The organism is Candidatus Neomarinimicrobiota bacterium, from assembly GCA_018651745.1.
In the GTDB taxonomy this organism is placed as follows: Bacteria; Fidelibacterota; Marinisomatia; order Marinisomatales; family TCS55; genus JAAZYX01.
In genome coordinates, this window is record JABIDL010000029.1 from 15001 (window position 1) to 35637 (window position 20637).

The 20637-nt window shown below is 41.9% G+C and carries 12 protein-coding genes (1 of these 12 only partly in view); all 12 read right to left on the reverse strand.

Annotated elements, in window-relative coordinates:
* A protein-coding gene (locus tag HOD97_05615) for a hypothetical protein (protein MBT4281070.1) crosses the window boundary here: on the reverse strand, positions 1 to 177 show its 5' portion. Its footprint begins 888 nt before the window's first position; the window shows 177 of its 1065 coding nt (coding positions 1–177); the start codon lies at positions 175 to 177; the stop codon falls past the left edge of the window.
* 65 nt (positions 178 to 242) lie between these two features.
* A complete protein-coding gene (locus HOD97_05620) occupies positions 243 to 1307 on the reverse strand; it encodes a T9SS type A sorting domain-containing protein (GenBank protein ID MBT4281071.1) in 1065 nt (354 codons plus the stop codon).
* 58 nt (positions 1308 to 1365) lie between these two features.
* The gene (locus HOD97_05625; protein ID MBT4281072.1) at positions 1366 to 4377 is read right to left on the reverse strand and encodes a T9SS type A sorting domain-containing protein; all 3012 of its coding nucleotides are present in this window, start codon (positions 4375 to 4377) and stop codon (positions 1366 to 1368) included.
* 128 nt (positions 4378 to 4505) lie between these two features.
* Positions 4506 to 7154 carry a T9SS type A sorting domain-containing protein gene (locus tag HOD97_05630; GenBank protein ID MBT4281073.1) on the reverse strand — a complete coding sequence of 883 codons (2649 nt, stop codon included), beginning with the start codon at positions 7152 to 7154 and terminating at the stop codon, positions 4506 to 4508.
* A 23-nt stretch (positions 7155 to 7177) separates the two neighbouring features.
* Positions 7178 to 8218 carry a PorV/PorQ family protein gene (locus tag HOD97_05635; protein ID MBT4281074.1) on the reverse strand — a complete coding sequence of 347 codons (1041 nt, stop codon included), beginning with the start codon at positions 8216 to 8218 and terminating at the stop codon, positions 7178 to 7180.
* Positions 8219 to 8370: 152 nt separating this feature from the next.
* A complete protein-coding gene (locus HOD97_05640) occupies positions 8371 to 12324 on the reverse strand; it encodes a hypothetical protein (GenBank protein MBT4281075.1) in 3954 nt (1317 codons plus the stop codon).
* A 24-nt stretch (positions 12325 to 12348) separates the two neighbouring features.
* Complete coding sequence (locus HOD97_05645) at positions 12349 to 15441, reverse strand: TonB-dependent receptor (GenBank protein ID MBT4281076.1); 3093 nt, start codon at positions 15439 to 15441, stop codon at positions 12349 to 12351.
* 140 nt (positions 15442 to 15581) lie between these two features.
* Entirely contained in the window at positions 15582 to 16715 is a 1134-nt protein-coding gene (gene clpX, locus HOD97_05650) for an ATP-dependent Clp protease ATP-binding subunit ClpX (GenBank protein MBT4281077.1), read from the reverse strand.
* Positions 16715 to 17317 carry an ATP-dependent Clp endopeptidase proteolytic subunit ClpP gene (clpP, locus tag HOD97_05655; GenBank protein ID MBT4281078.1) on the reverse strand — a complete coding sequence of 201 codons (603 nt, stop codon included), beginning with the start codon at positions 17315 to 17317 and terminating at the stop codon, positions 16715 to 16717. The genes clpX and clpP overlap by 1 nt, the downstream gene beginning before the upstream one ends.
* Complete coding sequence (gene tig / locus HOD97_05660) at positions 17318 to 18610, reverse strand: trigger factor (GenBank protein MBT4281079.1); 1293 nt, start codon at positions 18608 to 18610, stop codon at positions 17318 to 17320.
* Positions 18611 to 18651: 41 nt separating this feature from the next.
* Positions 18652 to 19305, reverse strand: coding sequence for a hypothetical protein (locus HOD97_05665; GenBank protein ID MBT4281080.1), 654 nt, complete (start codon positions 19303 to 19305; stop codon positions 18652 to 18654).
* A 222-nt stretch (positions 19306 to 19527) separates the two neighbouring features.
* Positions 19528 to 20637, reverse strand: a 1110-nt coding sequence (locus tag HOD97_05670; protein ID MBT4281081.1) for a hypothetical protein, incomplete at its 5' end; no start/stop codon positions are given.

Here is a 20637-nt window from a genome sequence, read left to right on the forward strand (position 1 = left end):
TCTGTCATGAAATCCTTCTTCCGAAAGAAAATCACAAAAAGAAAGTAGCTCCTGTTTTTGGAAGGATGTATAATCCTGCCATTCGTTTTTTATATCGTCCGGTTGGCGATAAGATTGGATTTGAGCGGTGAGCCCCGCCACCATAACCCACAATAAAATGAATGTAATTCTATTCATAAAAAAATTCCCCTACCTCGAAGGGATAGGGGAATTTAGAAAATTTGTCGGTAAGTCTAAACGAATTAACGCAGCAATATCATTTTCTTTCTGGCAGTGAATTCACCCGTTTTCAATTCATAAAAATACATTCCGGATGCCACGGTCTGTCCATAAGAATCCAAACCATTCCACTCTACCTGAAACCTTCCGGGATTAGCAGAACCGTTATAGAGTTCGGCAACGCGGTGGCCAAGTAGATTGTAAACGGTGAGTTTTACATCATGCTGAAACTGGGGAAGATCAAATGAAATCAGCGTAGTTGGATTGAACGGATTCGGATAATTTTGATCAAGCGCAAATGTATTCGGTATGCCACCTAACTCCGCGATGGAAAGAAAATCGGAACTGAAGGATGTCATATTATTCGTATCGGGATAACTGCACACCACATTTAGCAGACTATTTTCATTCGTGGTCCCCGGAACATTCGGCATGCCCATTCCAAAACTGATATTGTCCGGAAGTGCGACTTGTCCGCTGGGTAAACCAAACGTAATGGAAAACAATTCACCTTGCGTCCCGTCACCTTGCGTTTGAACCTGACTTGTGTTATATGCCATTATTTTAATATAACCACCCATGTCATTTGCAATGAGCTGCATCGCGGAAGAACTGGCAGACGTGCCATCTTCATTTTCCAAATTAGTCAGTTTCGAACCCTTTGAATAAAGTTGCGAGGTCCAATTACCATTGCCGTCCCAGTCTGTAAAATCTTCACCGCTATCATAACTATTATCACCATCAGCATCCACAAATGGTTCGCTCATATTGTTAGAGATGAGTGTGCTCTGATCGTTGTAAATGTTTATTTCAACACCTCGAACCGGTTCGTGATCAGTTATAAAAACTGTTAAGGTAACCGAATTCTCATTCCCATCTAGTGTTGCTTTAAAATCTATGCAGGCGCAAAGTCCTGTTGCTATTGTATCTCCAAAAGTTGGATTTTCTATCATACCACCAATGCCGTCCGAAATTTGAGTACGGCTATCTACATGATAAGAGGAGTCCGCGGGACAATCCTGTGCCAAACCAAAGTTCAACCCAAACAATAGACTTAAAACTAAAGTAGTATTGAGATTAATTTTCATATTGATTCACTCCGAACAGTAAGTTACTTATGTTTATTGTAGTAATTAAAGTGCGTCCCTATTTCAATAAAACTATTTTTTGGGACCGCATTTCTCCGTTGTAACGGATGTGGATTATATACACTCCCGTTGGCGATGCGAAATTATTATTATCCTTCCCATTCCAGGTAAAGCGATGATTCCCCGGTTGAAAAATCTCATTTGCCAAAAGTGAAACTTCCCTTCCATTCATGTCAATAATTGACGCCTTCAGTAACCCGGTTTCAGGAATTCCTACGTCAAAATGCGTTTGAGGGTTAAACGGGTTTGGATAATTTGAACCAACCGAAAAAACCGTCGGAACCGTTCCTCCTGACTCAACCCCTACATTTTGACTAACTGTAAAGGTTAAAGAAGATAATTCTGAAACGGAAACTTCCATATCTTTTTCGGAAGAAACGCCCCAGTAAACTGTTTGGTTTTCTACAAAGCCAAAATTGTCCACCATTTCTTGGTAACTTAAGGACAGAGTTCCACCGGAAACATTGTCCTCTATATATAAGGGATCAATCTTAGTCGCTGAAGAAGAAAGATAAAAGGTGTACGTAACATCGGAGGTTTCACCGGACCAGATAAAATCAATCGCATCATCATCGTTTTCAAGTGTTTGGGATGTACCGGTCGAAGGACTGCTGAGCGAAACGGCAGTTGGATAAGAAACCGCTGATGTAAGGTATTCCAATATTTTAGTAGCAACATCAACCGGTTCCATAAAGCTCGAATTGGTTGCGTTCACCCTATCCAACTTAAATGAAGCGAATACTGCTTGATAATCCACCGATGAATACCGAAGAATACCACCATGATCATCATCACCATTAATGTAAAATGAGATGTGGCTTCTTGGATCTCCTTTTGTGGCAACAGAATCAATTCCTGAAGCATCAGCCGTAATTAACGCCCAATTAGAGGAAGTAACTCCAAGTGGGTCACCTGTAACGCCTTTTAACCATGTTGTAGAAGAGCGTGTACCACCAAAATGCATATTCAAATAGTCATTCAATAAATTTGTACCATCCAACTGTTGTGCTAAATGATCGCCAACGAGAAATAAGGATTTACCGGCATCCAAAAACCCTTTGATTGCGCTGCGTTCTTCCTGCGACAATGCACTTGAATTCACACTTCCAGTGTTCCAAATAACTAAATTTCTTGAATTCAAATTCATTGATGAAATGGCGCTCGATGCCCTGTCTTTCACTTCGTAAGAGGATCCCATCGCATCAAGTGCATCCACAATTACTTCCTGTGTGCTTCCGCTATTATCATCATCTACGAGTAGCACTCCCGGAAGACCAACATTCATAGACCAGTCTTCGGTAACATAATTCGTACTTCCTCCACTTAGATTGATGCTAAACTCTACAACACCTGATGGCGCATCAGAATTGATAGATATTTCAAATGGATCATTTGCGTTGCTTGCTGTTCCATTGGTCGCAATATCAATGGATGCTGTGGTTCCATCAACGATGGACACATTAGGATTCGTAGTTGATAAAGTAGCGGTTGCATTGTAAACAGGATTTCCATAGTTCGAAAATGAAACGGTGAGAGAAACCGTTTCGCCAGGATCGGGATATGTATCAGATCCACTCACAACCGATGTTACGGCCCCTAACAAAACAAGAGTTGTTATAGGATTTACATTTAAGATATACTGTGCATTCGATCCGGTGGTGTTTAGCACCGTCGGATTTATGGTTACGCTGCTGTAATTGGCCCAATCATTTAAAACGTATAGCGCATCACCATTGCCGTCCACAGTAATTTCTGTACCATCATAATTGCTTCCTGCTCGAGTAAAAATCTGTAAATGCCAATCTCTGCTGGCATCGCCGTCAAATTCAACAAGAAGATGACCTGAACTTCCACTACGATTTACCCGGACATAATTTGTACCTAGATGATCAGGCAAATTGAGGGTTGTAGGTGTGAAATTGGATATTTGATTTGTATAGGTTCCGGCATGGGATCCGGGAGTAAGATTACTTGCTTCCTCATACTGCCCACCCTCATAGGTTCCGTTTGCTCTGCTGCCGGTATAATAATTCCAAGCCGTGAATTTTGGGAATTCTGCCGAAAGGCTGGTGCCCTCATCTTGGAAATAAGAATTGGCAGCAGAAATAGCATTTCCGATTGGTTTTTCCCAAACCAATTTAATCGCCTGCGCTCCAAAATTTTCTTCGATGTAAAAATTCCATAGAACGGCACCATACTGATATAATTCTCCACTGAGAAATGTATCAAGACTGTAATGAGGTTTAGTTTGGAAGGCGCTTTCGTACCCTTCATATCCATCCAACGAATCGTACATTTTTTCTTCAATCCACATGGAGGACGCTTCCTTAAACCATGAACTGGATACAGAATAGGAATGCTGAACCAAGTGAAAGAGCTCATGGCATCCGGTGAGTTTATTATATCGATCAGAGAGACTGTTGTCCATCCAAATCTGATGATAGGAATTTCCAGGAACGTAGCCGTACACACCACTTAAATTTTCTACCGTTACAATAAATTGTGAATTTCCGGTATAGTCGAGTGGGTTGTGCCAACTGTTTGTTGTAACCCAGTCGATTGCATCATCAAAATAGTCGCCCATGTCTTCAATGTAATCCGGCGTTCCATTGTTATTTCCATCATAATTAGAAACAGCATCCGAACCACTGGTAGAATACGAAATTCTAAATAATCCGCCGGAAGATGTATAAATCACACGGTTTGTTCTGGTTGACGATGTCGTTGAAGAATTCACCAGCCCGTTTTGAAGATCAAATGGAAGTTCATCCAAATGATCTAAGGCATCCTGATGAAAAGGGAGTCCACATTTTAAGGGAGTTGCATCAGCAACTTGATATTTTTCCGGAAGTGTTTCATTTAAGAATAGGGCACGCGCCTTTAGTTCTACGGCCTCAATCTCGCTGATATATCCCTTCTCAAGGTCTGCTTGAATCAAGCTAACCGGATGCTCTGCCGCGAGAATTCCCGCGGCGAAAAAGACCAGTAATATTTTTCGTACTTCTGTCATATTCCTTCCGAGATTAAAATTGTATGAACATTTATTTTTTCACACCCCTCTTCGCTTCTCCACTATTACAGGGGAGAAAACTCAATGGGGTCATACAATTTGACTTTAATGGCATCTGTTAAAATCGTCTATTTCAGCATGAGCATTTTGCTCACGTCGCTAAACAATTCGGCGCCGGTTACTGGATCAACCGCTGTTACTTCATAAAAATAAACACCAGACGGCATTTTTTCACCAAGAGAATTAGTTCCATTCCAAATGGCAGAATGCATTCCGGGATTGACCTCTGAAGATCCAAGGCTTCGAACTTCATGACCCAATACGTTCACAATCCGAACCGAAACAATCGAACGATTAGCAACCTCAAATTGAATCTTGGTTACCGGATTGAATGGGTTCGGATAATTCTGATGAAGATTAAATCCTTCAACTACACTTGGTTCATCCACTGCTAACTGAGTTAATCCAGATGCATCAATTGTAAGGTTCATTGGTGAAGATTCCGTATCATACATCCCGTCGGTTGCAACGGCTGTCCAGGTTCCTGTAACGGTATTTCCGACACCTACAAAAGTACCCAGATCTAAATACGAAACGCTAAATGAGTTTACCGTTGATTTTTCAATTGGCGGGATCGTAAACCCAGCGAGCCCTCCACCAAAATCAATGCGAATTGCAAGCATATCACCATCCGGATCAGACACATTCCCTGCACTCAGGAAAAAGGATTGTGAATCAAACGATGCATTGGCATCTGTGATTGTAATTGTAGAACCATCTGCCGGCGTAACAGGCGTCGGCGCTGCTGAAGAACCGCCGGTACCTACGAGCCATGTATGCGCATTGGTAAGCAAGGATGTAAAATCTGCCCAGTCATTTCCAGATCCCGCTTCTATTGGAAATGAAAAATAGACTGTTTTAAATGGTGCACTCGATCCCATATCATAATTGGTAACACCAGTGCCTTCGTAGCTCGTATTTCCTGTAAAAATCTTTACAGCATTCCCACCGGTTTTTGCTGTAAGGAAATCACCCCAATTGGGCCACCCAATGGATTCAAAATCAATAATATACGGGCTTGATACCCAGTTATTGGTAATGGCATTCCCGGTAACTCCGGTCATTTGAACATCGCCATATCCGCCGTTATCCGCATCCCCATCATTATCAGGATCATTTACATAACTCCCGAGGCCGAGATAATCGTAAGCAAAATCTCCGGAACTAAAAGACCCAGATGCACCTAAACCTGCAGCGAAAAAATAATCCATATCCGCATACAAAATGCGACCGCCTCTGTCTAAAAATTCAGCATAGCCGTTATTATCTGTACCGGATGCGGCCATGGATGAACCTCCCCAGCCATACTTGACAATCGTTTTAAATGTAGAATGATTAACAACCGAACTGTCAATCCCATCACGCTCTGCCACATTCCATATATAATATCGAGTAAATTCGCTACCACTCAGTATTGAATTTAGACCAGTGCCGGATGTATAAAGATCGAGCGTATCAATGCTTCCATCCTGAATAAGAAGTGTCATTTGAGTTGAAATAGGAGAAGAAACTCGAACATAAGTTCCAATACCACCCGAATTTCCACGTCCTGTTACATCTTCGGTATATACTTGGAAACTAAGCGTATCGCCTACATCAATGCTGACGTCGGCGTAATATCGACCGGCAGTTGCCGCATCTTCTATCATTTCATAATTTGCACTTGAGGATGAACCATCTGCTTTACCAATTGCAGTCATTAGCGTACAAACAAAAGCATCTCCGTCAAGATCTACAACGTCCGCCCAAATACGTCGTGTTTCAGCAAAAGTATCGCTGAATTGCGCTTGGTTTTCTATGATGGGTGGAACCGCATCGTACTGAACCACAATCTGCATCATATGGTTCACATAAAGGTTATCGTCAGCGGATGATATAATTCTGTACCATCCCGATGGTGTACCTAGAGAATGAAGCGTTGAATAACTTGGGCAATTCCCCTCTTCTTCGGTTGAGTGAAATGTGCCATCTTGATAAAGCGATGCAGGACTGGCTGAATTACCGCTGGTAGCAGTATAACCTGCCCAAATATAAATCTCATCATTCGGAGAATCCATTGCAGTTGCGGTTACTTCTACTCCACTGCCAAATGTTTCTGCGAAATTAACCACCTGCCAACCGGTGCCTGTGGATGCTAGCCAAGGTTCCCAATCTCCGTCTTGGGTAAAATGGTTTGCAAGTACACTGGTACCAAATTCAATGCCAACACTAAAAGGAGTTATGGGAGCAATCGTAGCGTCTATTGGTGGATCCCCTACTGTTACATCGTTTGGGAAAGCGTACCAACCAGCTTCATACACACCATCGCCGTCATCATCTACCCATTGCACAGCAGGTCCTTCAATCCATGCTTCTGCATCACCACCTGCCAAAATCATAGCATGGAGTTCATTAATAATTCCATCTGTCAGCAAATGATACCGCATAATTATCGAGTCTGTACCTGTGCTTTGGTACCCACCAAGAAAATCATCGTAACTTTCAACAGATGTTGGTGCTTTATATAATGAAATAGTATCGTACACTGCGCGGTTATTCCTCGCATCTATATTGACACCCAACCGATGTGTCCAAAAGCCTTCTTTAAGAGTCAGTGTGTTTTCACCTCGCGTTATCACATCCCATTTATGTTCTTTTTTAAAAACTGATGTTTCACCGGCGAATGAATTGCTAATGAGCACAACTGATATTAATAGTGTGTTAAGCATTGATTTCATGATGATCTCCTCTTGTGTTTTTGTTAAAGCTGGAATTGAACCCCGACCGAGTGAATTGGCTCGAGATATCGATGGTCTTCAAATCCATAAAAAAGTTTTGTTTTCTGTCTAAATACAGGTTCGAGGTTAACTCCAAACCCCCCAGAAAATCCACGCATATTACCGTTAAGTTGTGCATCAGTTGGATCAGAATACCCCAGAGAATTCAGATTCCCGTGTCCTGCAGTAAGGATGATAAAATCTTTGATATTCAATTCCACACCTGCAGAAGAAAATTCCGCCTGATCAACGATATTACGAATAGCAAGACTTGTTGTCAACTTAGCACCCAGTGGCAATGGAAAATCCATACTGAATCCAAGTTCAAAACTAATCGGAAGCTGATAGTCTTCTGAAACTACCTCTATTCTCACGTCTTCTTCCTCGAAATCACTTTCACCGAGTTTAACTTGTTTTTGTAGATTTTCACCTGAGTAATGCATATCTTTTCCAAAATTTCTGAGCGCAAATCCAATCACTAAATTATTGATAAGTCCTGTGTTATAGAGTGCGCCTATGTCAAAAACTACATTGGTTGCACTCAATTTGTCTATGGTCTGGATCACATATTTTGCAGTCCACCCTCCGCTGAATTTGTCCGTAAATTTTTTGCCAAAGGACATATGAAGCGCATAATCATTCGCTGTAAACATTCGTCCGGTTCCGAGAGGATCAAGTTCAGTGGTTTCTTCCATTTCACCTGAAAACAAACCAACCATTCCAACGGCTATGGTACCAAATGAAGTTCGATACGCAGCAGAAAACTGTTCATATCCCATATCTACAAAATATTCAGAGTGGGAAACGATAGCAGTAAATCCTTTTAACGTTGCAATACTTGCAGGATTGTAATGAACTCCTTCTAGTAGTCCTCCACGAGCGACCATAGTACCACCCAAACCTGCGGCCCTTGGAAAGGAATTAATTTGCAAAAATTTGGCACCAGCGCTGCCCTGCCCTGCAAACAAAATTGGGGGGGAGAGGATTAGTGCAAAAAACAATAATGACAGAAATATCTGAATCATTGATTTCTTACCCCACTTTTCATTATCCCCTATGACAGGGGAGAAAAAAGTGCTCAAAACCATTGCTTTTCCCCTGTAATAGGGGAAACACATCGCGTCCGACCTTCGGCGGAAAGGGGTCAAAAATATTGTTGATAGTGTTCGCAACTTCATCATGGCCCAAGCACAATCGCGAATTTTCCTTCTTTGGTAACGGTTTTACCGAAGAGCTTCCCTTCAAGATGATACAGATAAAGTCCGCTGGCAACTTTGAGTCCTTCAAAATTTCTAAGATCCCAAGCTAACGTACCTTCTTCATCCTTTATTTCATTATCGCCAACCATGTTATCCTTCTTCAAAGTCGCAACCCATTCACCCGCAACATTGAAGATTCTAATAGTGCATTCGGAGGGCAAATGCCGGAAATCAATCCGTTGATTAAAACGATTATGATCCCAAGCAGCCCGGATAATATAGGGATTTGGAACAACGCGAATATCATCCAATGAAACCATCGAAAGTGTATCCAACATATTCACGGTGTAAAACCTAAATATATCTTCTTCTGTCAGTGGGCGCGAGGTTCGTACAAATAGTGTATCAGGGTTTGCATTATTAATCCCGGCAGGTGCATCCAATACCGAGCCACCAGTGATATTATCATCGAAAGGTTGGAAAATGACTTTAAAAGAATAGGGACTTACCGCTGTATTTACCTGCGCTTCACGAGTTAAAACATTGAACTTATTTTTAGAATTTGCTGTGGAAGAATCGGTATCCCACCAAAGATATTTTTTTTCAGATATTCTCCCAGTATTGAATGATGAAATTGATTCGCCAAGCGTCTGGTTCGTCACCTGCAAAGGGACTCGCTGAGGATTGTAACTTGAATCACCTGATATTTCCTTGAAATCCGCCCATGCAGATGTTGGTGCACTTGCAGAATCAGATTCATCAAAAAATGTGATGTAATAATCGTAAGGTTCTAGGTTACTCTCGGAAACAGAAAACCGGAAAAGATCCACGGCATTGGCGCCCAAATTCCAGTACACCGAATCCACTTCGAGCGTCGGATTTGTAACCATAAAAATGAACCCATGATCTACAGCATTGTCACCGGTATCAATAGTAGCGATATAAAATATACCACCCGGGCTAAGTGTTCCTGTATAAGCTGAATTAGAACTATTTTTTAATACAGTTGGGTTGTATTGATAATCTACGCTGACATTTCCAGTACCTAAGGTTGTTGCAGAAGTTGCATCCAAAGCAATGGTGGATTGTCCGTAATGAATGGTTCCCTTAACTGTATCTGATCCAACGATTCCCTGGATAATCCCGTCCCCCTGATCGGTTAAGGTGGTTGATCCAACGGTGAGCAGCACAGTTCCCGGGACAATAATTCCATTTGGAAGATTATCACCAGCCGAAATATCTCCATCACCATCCGTATCTCGCCCACCAATGAGAAATGTATCTTTGTACGCAGTCCCGGAATTCAACCCTATTAATGATTCGTTAGCAACACCAATGTTCGCCATGCTGGAATCTGTTAGCAATCCGTAGTCTGCCTTGCTGGTTTCATCAAATGGATCTGTTTTATAAAAATTGATGCGGTAATGATGCCCGGTTAAATTTTCATACGCTGTAATCGCTTTCAGAAATTCACTAGTAGAAGGTCCTTCTTTAGTATAATCAGAAATTTCCGGCTTACCTGCAAGTTCTAACGACATGTGCTGAGGCATTACCGTGATTAAATTTTGATAAATACTGCTTTCAAGCGACGGAATCCCAAGCGTGGGTTCTCCCATATCAAATGATGTTACCGAATAAAAATATGTCAATCCATCTACCAATCCTTCGTCCAAGTAAACGTACTCAAGCCCGGTTTGATCGCCAACATCATCTGCAGCAAAGGATTGAATGGTGAACACATCTCCTTCTTGAGGATTCAAACTTTGCTGAGATATTTCCGTAGCACTGATGGTTCCGTCTAAATCGAGGTCCTTATATTCTCCGGAAGAAATACGAACAAAAAATCCATCAAGATAAATATAGTATCCAGGGCGATAAACATCGATATCTGTTAACATTCCACCGGACGCCTTTTTTGCAGATGTATCATACGCCGAATAAGTTCTGAATCCTTCTCCTGTTGACATCGCTGCAAGATTCGGCTGAACCAATGTACGGTTTGTCACATTGTAAATCACCATTTTAAGCGTATCTGCCTCTGATCCGCCACCCGTATCAATGGTTCCTGAAACAAATTCGATCGTGTATTCGCCTTCTTTAAACCTATCTGAAATCGCATCAATGGAAGACTGTGCCGAAATATCACCTGTACCAAGCGGACCGACAAATTCACCTATTGCGTTGGATGTCCCAGTTGTGTAAGACATAGTACCGGACCATTCAGAACTGTCACCATCCACATCGTATTCTGCAAGTTCTATCCAATCTCCCTGCAATCCGGTGGTTGATCTGTACACGCGGTAACCCGCAAAATCTGTTTTACCTGTAAATGGATCTTTGACCGTTTCAGGAAATGCGTCCCAAGATAGATAGACAGCTTCATGCGCAGGTTGAACGGTTAACCCCGGTGATGGTGGAGCTTCTGCACCAATATAACCCGAATCAAATTTATCAATGGCTGCTTGTGTATTTTCTTTTAGGTCTGCCAAAGAAGAACCCGCAACTAAGGCAATGGTAATACTAATGGTTTCGCCCGGAAGCATTTGAATAACCGGACCGCTTGTGGCAAGTTGACGAACATCTTGCGGTTCTTCGTACACCTCAAAACTATCCGTTAAAGAAAGTTGGAAATATTTCAGATGATCCACTTCGCTGTCATCTACGTCGCCGGGATGTCCTTCACTTTGACCGAGATCAGACCGAATCCATGTTTGGAATCCTGTTAATCCAATTTCCCAATCATCAAGCTCATTTCCGGATGCAGGAATGCCATTCACAGGATCTCCAACGGAATCCACAGGCGTCTCCACATAGACAGATCCAAGATATCCCGCCGGTGCAACCCAACCTGTTTCCTCCAAATCAGAGTCATAAGAATACCCTAAATTTAAACTGCGGTCGAACCCAATCAGGTCGTCATCAGCATAACCCACATCATTGTCCATGAAATAGCCAACGAAAACACTATCGAGCGGAAAATCGTTCATATTCGTAATTTTATAATTGATATAAAGGTAATCATCAGTAACCCAACTATAGGTCCGTTGTTCTACTTTCACACCGAGTGAGCGCTCATCATACCCGCCGGTCCATAAAAAATTCCCATAACGTTCTTGAATGTAATCCCCAAAAACTGCATAAGTATCTTCATCCGAGACAACATCTCCATGAACCACACCATTTTCATCTACCCGAAAAGGATCAAGCAACACGCGATTTGAATCCAACCCTGCTGCTGTTTGTAGGAATGCTCTCCGTCTAACATTGATTGGTTCATGTTCTAAGCGGTAGAGCGTATCTACTGCATCTTCCGGCGAATAATAATCCCCTACATTCGGCACATAAAACGACCAGGGATCCTGAAAGGATTCCATCGATTTGTTCTTCTGACCAAATAAAAATTCACCTTTGTTTTCTTCATCTTTTAAATCATTTTGCGCATTAATCGTTTGGTCAGACTGCCAAAGTTTTGAAATAGTGCTCATTTCAGAATAATATGCACAGGCTGCAACTCTCACATTTTCGATAGTTACGTTTCCCACTGTAATTGATTTGTCTTCTGGGGCATTGAATTGATCCGATTTCGCGCCAATCCATAAACCCGAACCCCATGTATAAAATTGTTCGGTTCCTTTGGGAAATTCACCCGTGCGGCCATTGAAATACCCAAATCCGGTTGGCCACATTCCGTCATAGCCATCCCAGCCCGGCGGCGGTTCAAAAATCCCATTCTGCCCTGTGTTACTGATGGTGTACGTTGTCAAAAACCCTGCGCCGGCCCACGACAGCATAATTTCCGGAGCAACATCTAATCCCGTCCCCCTATTTAAAGATGGAAATGCTTCCGAATGTAACTGTGCTTGATAAAGTGGACGTGCAGTTAAAAACCCTACGACCATAAAAGTAATTAGTATCGATTGACAGTATTTCATTTTCATAATTAAATAATTCCCAGATTAGAATCTGAGGGTGAGTCCCATCCGAACAATACGTGGACTAGAATAATTGTAAGGGCTACTTATCAGACTTCTCCAGAGTGATAGATGCGCTGCATACGCTTCTTCAGCGGAACGCATTACAGATCCGGTCTGTGGATTGGTTTGACCTACATATCTACTATATAAACTTGGTTCAAACGTTGGTGGCCGTCCATTAGAATCTGGTTCGCCACTTAATGGATAAACATAAGAAACATTTTCCCAATCAAAAACATTCCGAATGTCAACAAAAAAGCTGACCGGCCCTAAATATTTTCTGATAATGAGGTCAAGGTCTTTGGTTGATGGCATTCGTTTAGATCCCAACTCCATAGCTTTTCCATATATATCTTCCGGTGTGTAAGCGCGTCCCGTGGCAAAATTCGCCTGAACATTGAAATCCCAGTTGCCAATGAATAAAGATCGCATTCCTTTCCCAACCGGGGGAATATAATAGCCGATGTTGGCTTTTAACGTATGCGTAATATCGTATTCCAGTGGATATTCTTTTGTAGGTAACGGTCTGTCCGCATCAAAAATATAGAGGTAATAATATTCTCTGCTGCTCGAGCCCGTCCCTTTTGCAGTGAGGTAATTGTATTCGATGTCTCCATATAAATTAAAGAAACGATTGAAACGCAATTTAATATCAACACCCTTAATCTTTGCAAAATCTTCCATCTCTGTCAGCGTTACGGTTGCAATCTGACCATCAATCATGGTGCTATAAATTCGTTTTGCTTCCGCATTGATCACATCTTTATAAAAAGCACTAAGTTCAATTCCGATTTTTTCAGAAAATTTGTGAACCATGCCAACCTGATACTGAATTGTTTTTTCGGGTTCAACATCAGGATTCCCGATAATGGGGAGTCCCGCAGCAGGATCTACAATTCCCTGATACACGTCCCCATACTCTGGTTTTTGGAAAAAATATCCGTAATTACAATAAATGGATGTCATATCTGATGCGCTAAAGTTTAGGCTAAACCGAGGGCTAATTTGATCTTTTGTTGAAGGATCAAAATAGTTGATTTCACCTTCGTCGAGTAGTTGTACTTGGTCCACAGCTTTAGCATTCGGTTTAAACCGATCCCATCTAAGTCCGAATGATGCAACAAAATCTTCATGTTCAAATTGGTTTTCAGCAAAAGCTGCCAATGTAAGCGGTCGATACTCATCGCTTCCAGACTTGTATTCAAACAAATCAAAGTATGGGTTCTGATTAGCGAATTGAATATCCATTACCATCATTTGGTTGGTGGTTGCATTGAAACCAAATTTAAAATTATTCCTCAGTGACCATTGCGAATTCAGTAAAAATTCCACTGTTCTATTTATGGTTTGCTGGATGTGCTGGCGCGGTCTTCCGGGTCCATAATTATATACATTGAAAATATCCCGATCCCAATAATATCCATTATGAAGATCAGAATTATAATCATATAAGTTATACTTTATCTGGTAATCTTCATCTCCAGTCGAATAGGAATAGAACTCTCTATGATCAAATTCTTTGAGGGTTGCTGATGAATCTGCCGCGTCAAAGAAAAATGATGATGTATCTTGGTTCGAGGGAATGTACCACCGATGCGCATCATGCCAACGTTCATTAAAAGCCTGCATTTTGAAAAATTCTGAATCCCATGTCCCGCTTGTTACATTGAAAAAGTCTTTCTCTTTAAAATAATAATAGTAAAACGCCTGAAATTCGGATGAAAGTGAAGCAAGGTTAACCGCATTCGATGATGATCCACCAACCAATTGGTCATAAGAAATATACCCTTCAGAGAAAACGGGAAGCCCATTTTCATCAGTGATATCCTGCCACTCACGCGTACGCGGATCATACCATTCTTTGCTTACAGCGTATTCCACCCAGTCTAACCGAGTTGAAATATAATTAAAATCTTTATAGGATGTATTGTTTCCGGACCCATAATCAGTATACGGTTCATGATAACTAACATTTAAACGCCAACTTGTATTTTTGCCAAGCATACTTTGAACAAGAAGGCTTACCCGTTGGCTACCCGACACTGTTTTATAATAATCCTGAAGCCAATTTCCTTGACTTATTCCGTGAGAATAGCTATACCGTTCGGTTCGATCGAAATTTGCGGATAGAGTTGCGTTAAATGATGAATACTTTGGTGAAAAAGTTAATTTAAAAGTTCCCTGGGGAGATGAATAATCAGAATGATCAAGCTTTTGTGAACGCACATATGATTGATCGCCCTGTAAGAATGTTCCATTAACATAAAAAGACATGATACCTTTTAATAATGGAATCGGCCCGCCAAGACTGAAATTGGTCCTAGAATATCCGTTGTTAAGACCACCTTCTGGAAAAAGCCCATCACCTTCGTGTTCAAACGAACCGTTATATGTTTCCTTGCTTCCGGATTTGGTAACAATGCTCACTACGCCAGACATCGCCTCTCCATATTCCACGGAGAATCCGCCCTTTGTAATTACAATACTTTCGATCGCTTCATTATCAATTTCCACACCTTGCGAACGATCCACAGGGTCATTCGTCATAACGCCATCTACAAAAAAGGCTACTTCACCGGAGCGCCCTCCACGCAAGTGAATCCCGCTGGACCGACCCGTTTCAACTTCGACTACACCTCCGGTATTTGCAAGGAGCTCAGTAAAATTTGATACCGGCATTTTTTGCATATCATCGCCAGAAATAACAATTTTGGATGTGGTTGTTTTAACAGTCACTACATCCTGATCCCGTTGGGCGATCACATCCACAGCCTTAATGCCAACGGCTTCCACATTGAGCTTAAAATTGAGTTTTACAGTCAACCCTGGAACTATATTCACATCTCGAACAGTGTGGTTTGCATACCCAATGTATGAAACTTGAATATCATAGGTTCCGGCCGGGATATTAGGGATGACAAATTGGCCGTTTATATCGGACATAGCACCACGTCCGGATTCTACCGGCAGCACGAGTACATTCGCGCCAATAAGTGGATCGCCTGTTGATCCGTCCATAACAGATCCCCTAATCTTACCGGCAATACGGTCGGACTGCCCGAGGGAAATACTCATTAAAATGATGGTTACTATTAAATTCCGAGTTAGGCTATTCATAAGGTTTGTCGTGTATAAAAGGCGAATATAGTCCTGAATACAACTTGGGATAGTACTTTATATACCATCAAAATTCAAGTAGGAAAATTTTGGATAAATCAGGCGGATTTTCGCAAGGTGCGGTAGGTTGGTGGATTTTCCCCGGTGATGACTTTATTTGTGATAATAACTGTTGAGACAGGTTCGCCGCCTTGCCCCTGCGCCAATTCAGGCAAATGAAACATTAAATCCATCATCGCATTTTCCATTACTGACCGTAATCCCCTTGCCCCCGATTTCAACTTTCTTGCCCGGCGAATCACCTCCCGTAAAGCGGATTTTCGGAACACCAGTTCGATGCCTTCCATCTGGAATAACTTTTGGTACTGTTTTACCAGTGAATTTCTAGGTTCAAGAAGAACCCGCATCAGCGCGTCTTCGCTTAAGTCTGATAAAGCCGTTACAACGGGAAGCCTTCCAACTAGTTCAGGAATAATACCGTATCGGATAAAATCTTCCGGCTGCGAATGAGAAAAAACATTCGGATCACCGGAACCCATTGATCTTGCAGTACCGCCAAAACCGATTTTTCCCTTCCCGAGCCGCTGGGAAATGATATCTTCCATTCCATCGTACGATCCTCCGCAGATAAACAGGATATTTTTGGTATCCATCGGAATCAAACTTTGTTCAGGATGTTTGCGCCCTCCTTTGGGTGGAACGTGCGCCACTGTGCCTTCTAATATTTTGAGTAGCGCTTGCTGAACACCTTCACCCGAAACATCTCTCGTAATGGATGGACTCGAGGATTTTCGGCCGATTTTATCAATTTCGTCTAAATAAATAATGCCCTTTTCTGCAGCACTAACATTGTAATTCGCCACTTGTAAAAGTCTGACGAGAATATTTTCGACATCTTCGCCCACATATCCGGCTTCGGTCAGCGAAGTTGCATCTGCAATTGCAAAAGGAACAGAAAGATATTTTGCAAGCGTTCGTGCGATTAACGTTTTGCCGGTCCCTGTTTTCCCCATCATGAGAATATTACTTTTTTCCAGCTCAACATCATCATCCATTTCGTTATGGGCAATGCGTTTGTAATGTGTGTACACCGCTACAGCAACAGCGCGCTTTGCGTCCTCTTGCTCAATCACATACCGATCTAGAAAAGACTTTATTTCCGAAGGTTTATGAAGCGAAAATGAGAAAGGAATATCTAAGGAATTTTGGTTTGTGTCATTATCCATAGCCATTATTTCCGATTACCTAAAATGGTATCAATAATGCCATATTTTTTAGCTTCTTTGGCATTCATGAAAAAATTTCTGTCTGTGTCTGCTTCAATACGTTTCAAAGTTTGTCCTGTACTTTTTGCCATTAACGTATTCATCATTTTCTTAATGCGTAATATTTCATCTGCCTGGATTTTGATATCCGATGCCTGTCCCTCTGCCCCACCAAGCGGTTGATGAATCATAATCCGGGAATTTGGAAGTGCTGATCTTTTTCCTTTTTTTCCGCCGGCCAGCAGAAAAGCGCCCATGCTGGCAGCCTGCCCCATGCAAATGGTTGCCACATCCGGCTTAATGTACTGCATCGTATCATAAATGCCCATTCCGGATGAAATGATTCCACCGGGAGAATTCACATAAAGATGAATGTCTTTTTTAGCATCTTCAGCTTCCAGAAACAAAAGCTGGGCGATCAGCAAAGAGGCTACATGATCATCAATGGGCGTACCCAAAAAAACTATTCGCTCTTTTAATAAACGGCTGTAAATGTCGTAGGCGCGTTCCGAGCGACCGGTTTGCTCCACAACCATAGGGACTAATTGTGATAGAATGTCTTTACTCATTTAGGATCCTCTTTCAGTTGGGTTTTCACGGAGTGTTTTGGTTGGTACTTTCACTTCCTTAATCTTGGCAAATCCTCGGATATAGTCTAGAATTTTCTTTTCCATCAGGTCATCTTCAATTCGGTGACGATTGCTGGGCTTTTTGTAGTATTGTTGCAATTCCTTCTTATGGTCTGGGTTCCGCTCGATAGCTTTAGCAAGATTTTGATCCAGTGCTTCCTTGGTGATTTCAAAATCCTGGTTCTGGATAAGCGCCTTCCGAATTAAATACCATTGTAAATTTCGTTCCGCAACCGGACGATATACTTCCCTGACTTTCTCCTCGTCCAATTCTCGCTTGGCTTCATTTTTCAGTTCGGTTACCATGTGCCCTAAATACGATTCGACCATAGATGGTGGATATTCTGTATTCACTTTTTCAATCAGCGCATCTGATAAGGAACGATCCAATTCTTCTTGGCTGCGGCGTTCATAATTTTCTTCGATTTTTTCCCGGATTTTCGTCTGAAATTTTTCAAGGCTTTCACAATCAGGGTCAATGCTTTTGGCAAATTCAAGATTGACCTCCGGCAATTTCTGACGTTCTACATTGAGTACTTTAAGTTCATACGGAGCAGTAATTCCATTGGCATCTGTCGGAACCGTCACGCGAATCAAGTCGTCCGCTTTGGCACCAAGTACTTTAGTTTCATTCTCACCAATGAATGGATCTTCGCCAACTTTTAAAAATCTTTGATCAAGTTTTTCACCGATAATTGGTAGTCCGGATTCGTCTAGTTTTTGGAAATCGGCGATGACAAAATCACCTTTCTTCGCACCATCTTCTACCGTATTCACTTCCATTTTTGATTTTCTAAATTCATCCATGGCAGCGGTCAAATCTTCTTCGTCCGGTTCGTACACCTTTTTTTCGACTTTAAGAGTGTGCTTTCGAAGCTTCGGCAGTTTAATAATTGGCTCCACTTCCGCTTTCGTAGTAAAAGACAAAGGTTTTTCAAATCCAAATTCAATGTCCTCTACGGTTGCTCGATTTACCGGAACAATATTTTCCTGCTGAAGAGCTTTCAGATAAAAGTCATTCAAATGGGAATCAATGAAGTGCGCCTCAATATCGCCCAGATACAAACTCATTAGTTTACTGACCGGTACCTTCCCGGGGCGGAATCCGGGCATTTTTATTTGCTTCCCAAACGAGCGTACTGCTTTATTAAAATCAGATTCCAACTCTTTCCAAGGAACTTGAATTTTGAGTTCCCGGGTAACACTGTTTGTGGATGATACTTTAATTTGCATAATTATCTTTCATAAAGGGCGGTGAATTTAAGAATAATCGCTTAAGGCGCTACACCATAATCCAAGATCAATTGACTTCCCCGATACATTACTATCATTCCAACCATTTGAAAAACATGAAACAAATCGTTGTGATTGAAATGCTGATGCAATGAAAATCCGCTAACTTGCACGCCGGCGCCAATGAACATAATAAAAATTCCCATTGCAACGTGTCCCGTGCCCGGACTACCGGAACCAAAATGACTATAAAGCATAATGGCAAATACGAATCCCATCGCCGGAGCGTAAAATTTAACAACATTCAAAAAAGAATCATCCTTTGATATTGTGAAAAGATATGCGCCGAGAAATACGATCGGGATCCAGCTAAGCCATCGGACCGCGTCAAAGGAAAAGCTATGATGAAAAGTGCCCATTAAAAAAAAGACGCTCGTAAATCCTACGGGAATGATTGTTGCTTTCCATAGTAATTGCTGAGTTTCGCCGGAAAAATGCGGACCCACTCCGTGAGAAACAGCACCCATAAATGCACCAATTGCCAGCGTAGTAAACGCCCAACCCCAATGCCAATGTATATTCAAAAAACGAATGCTGTGCCACGCTTGTAATTCGCGGGCGATGTACATCGCAAGGACGGCGATCATAAGATCAGTAACGACTGTCATGGGTTCGTAAATCAATGGTTTTGGCATAGTTTTTAATTTTTAATGAAAAGGCCGCAATGACGCAAAGGGTAATGTTTTACTTTTCCTTTGTTAAGCAATTTTTTAGACCCCTTTGTGTTTCCGGGAAATTACTGGAATAGTCCATGCGGTCCCGTTTTCAGTCCAATTATCTTCTCCCCTGTCATAGGGGAGAATGAAAAAGGGGTTAAAATATATTGAATGATTTTGACTCAATTGTTCAAAGTGTTTTTACGGCCGCATGATATCCACAACCAACAGTGCAACATCGTAAATGGTAATTTCATTATCAGCATTGATATCAGCGATTTTGTCAAAGCAAAGTCCTCTAGATTCACCGGATGTTGCTTGGTCGGCTATTAAAAATACATCAAAAATATCAACCATTCCATCTTTGTTCACATCGCCTGAAATCCAATCCGAACATATCGGAACCACCACGCCTTTTGCCGGAACCTTTATGGCTATACAATGAATTGCGCCGTTGGATGTAATAATGTCATTGCAATCAAATCCGATAGCTTCATATCCCGGCGCGATTGCTTCGTATTGATCCAAAACTTGTTGATCGGTGCTAAAGCCATACACCGGAACGAAAATCTTTTTATTTACAATCAGCGAATTAATGTAGGTATATGTAATACCTCCGGAATAGGGCGGCATGAGCATCCGCTCAATGGTGAAAGGCCGTCCGGCGCCGTTCGTTTCGGCAGCAAGTTGTGATGCCACGCTGTTCGTAATGGCATAATTATTCCCCGCGCCGGTAGAGGCAGACGTGTATTCGCCTACGATAATGGTTGTATCATTTATAATTTTGACAAACATGTCCACATGTCCGGTACCATCCAGTTCCATGTGCGAAACCACAATCACTTTATGGACGCCAAAATAATTCAGCATGGTTTCTTCCAGCTCTGTCTGTGTGAGCGTTGGATCAAATCCTTCACTTCCATCAAAAATAATGTCCGACACAATAACAACGCCTTTTCCATCCAGTAGCATATTACCGCCGGCTTGGGTCAAATCCGTTCCGAAAAAGTCCACATTATACAGCCCGGCGAATGCTTCCGGTATTGCGTCATCCAAAGGGCGCGGACGATTATACACCAAATCAATCACGGCAAGATCTCCGAGCTCATCGTAAATCCACCACGGACCATAATCTCGAATCCAGACAGTATTTGATGGTAGAGATTCAAACGCAATGTTGTTCATATTGACGCCGTTAGAAGTCAAAGTTGCAGAAACCGTAGTTGCTTCCGTTGATCCGTTTACAATCACCCATGCCGTATCTTCTTCCGCCACTTCCTTAATGAGCTGGGTGAGAAGTGTTGGGAATCC

Coding starts and splice junctions, on each gene's coding strand:
- tig (MBT4281079.1), bottom strand. CDS start 18,610: ATGCAAATTAAAGTATCATCCACAAACAGTGTTACCCGGGAACTCAAA.
- clpX (MBT4281077.1), bottom strand. CDS start 16,715: ATGGCTATGGATAATGACACAAACCAAAATTCCTTAGATATTCCTTTC.
- HOD97_05620 (MBT4281071.1), bottom strand. CDS start 1,307: ATGAAAATTAATCTCAATACTACTTTAGTTTTAAGTCTATTGTTTGGG.
- clpP (MBT4281078.1), bottom strand. CDS start 17,317: ATGAGTAAAGACATTCTATCACAATTAGTCCCTATGGTTGTGGAGCAA.
- HOD97_05630 (MBT4281073.1), bottom strand. CDS start 7,154: ATGAAATCAATGCTTAACACACTATTAATATCAGTTGTGCTCATTAGC.
- HOD97_05625 (MBT4281072.1), bottom strand. CDS start 4,377: ATGACAGAAGTACGAAAAATATTACTGGTCTTTTTCGCCGCGGGAATT.
- HOD97_05635 (MBT4281074.1), bottom strand. CDS start 8,218: ATGATTCAGATATTTCTGTCATTATTGTTTTTTGCACTAATCCTCTCC.
- HOD97_05640 (MBT4281075.1), bottom strand. CDS start 12,324: ATGAAATACTGTCAATCGATACTAATTACTTTTATGGTCGTAGGGTTT.
- HOD97_05645 (MBT4281076.1), bottom strand. CDS start 15,441: ATGAGTATTTCCCTCGGGCAGTCCGACCGTATTGCCGGTAAGATTAGG.
- HOD97_05665 (MBT4281080.1), bottom strand. CDS start 19,305: ATGCCAAAACCATTGATTTACGAACCCATGACAGTCGTTACTGATCTT.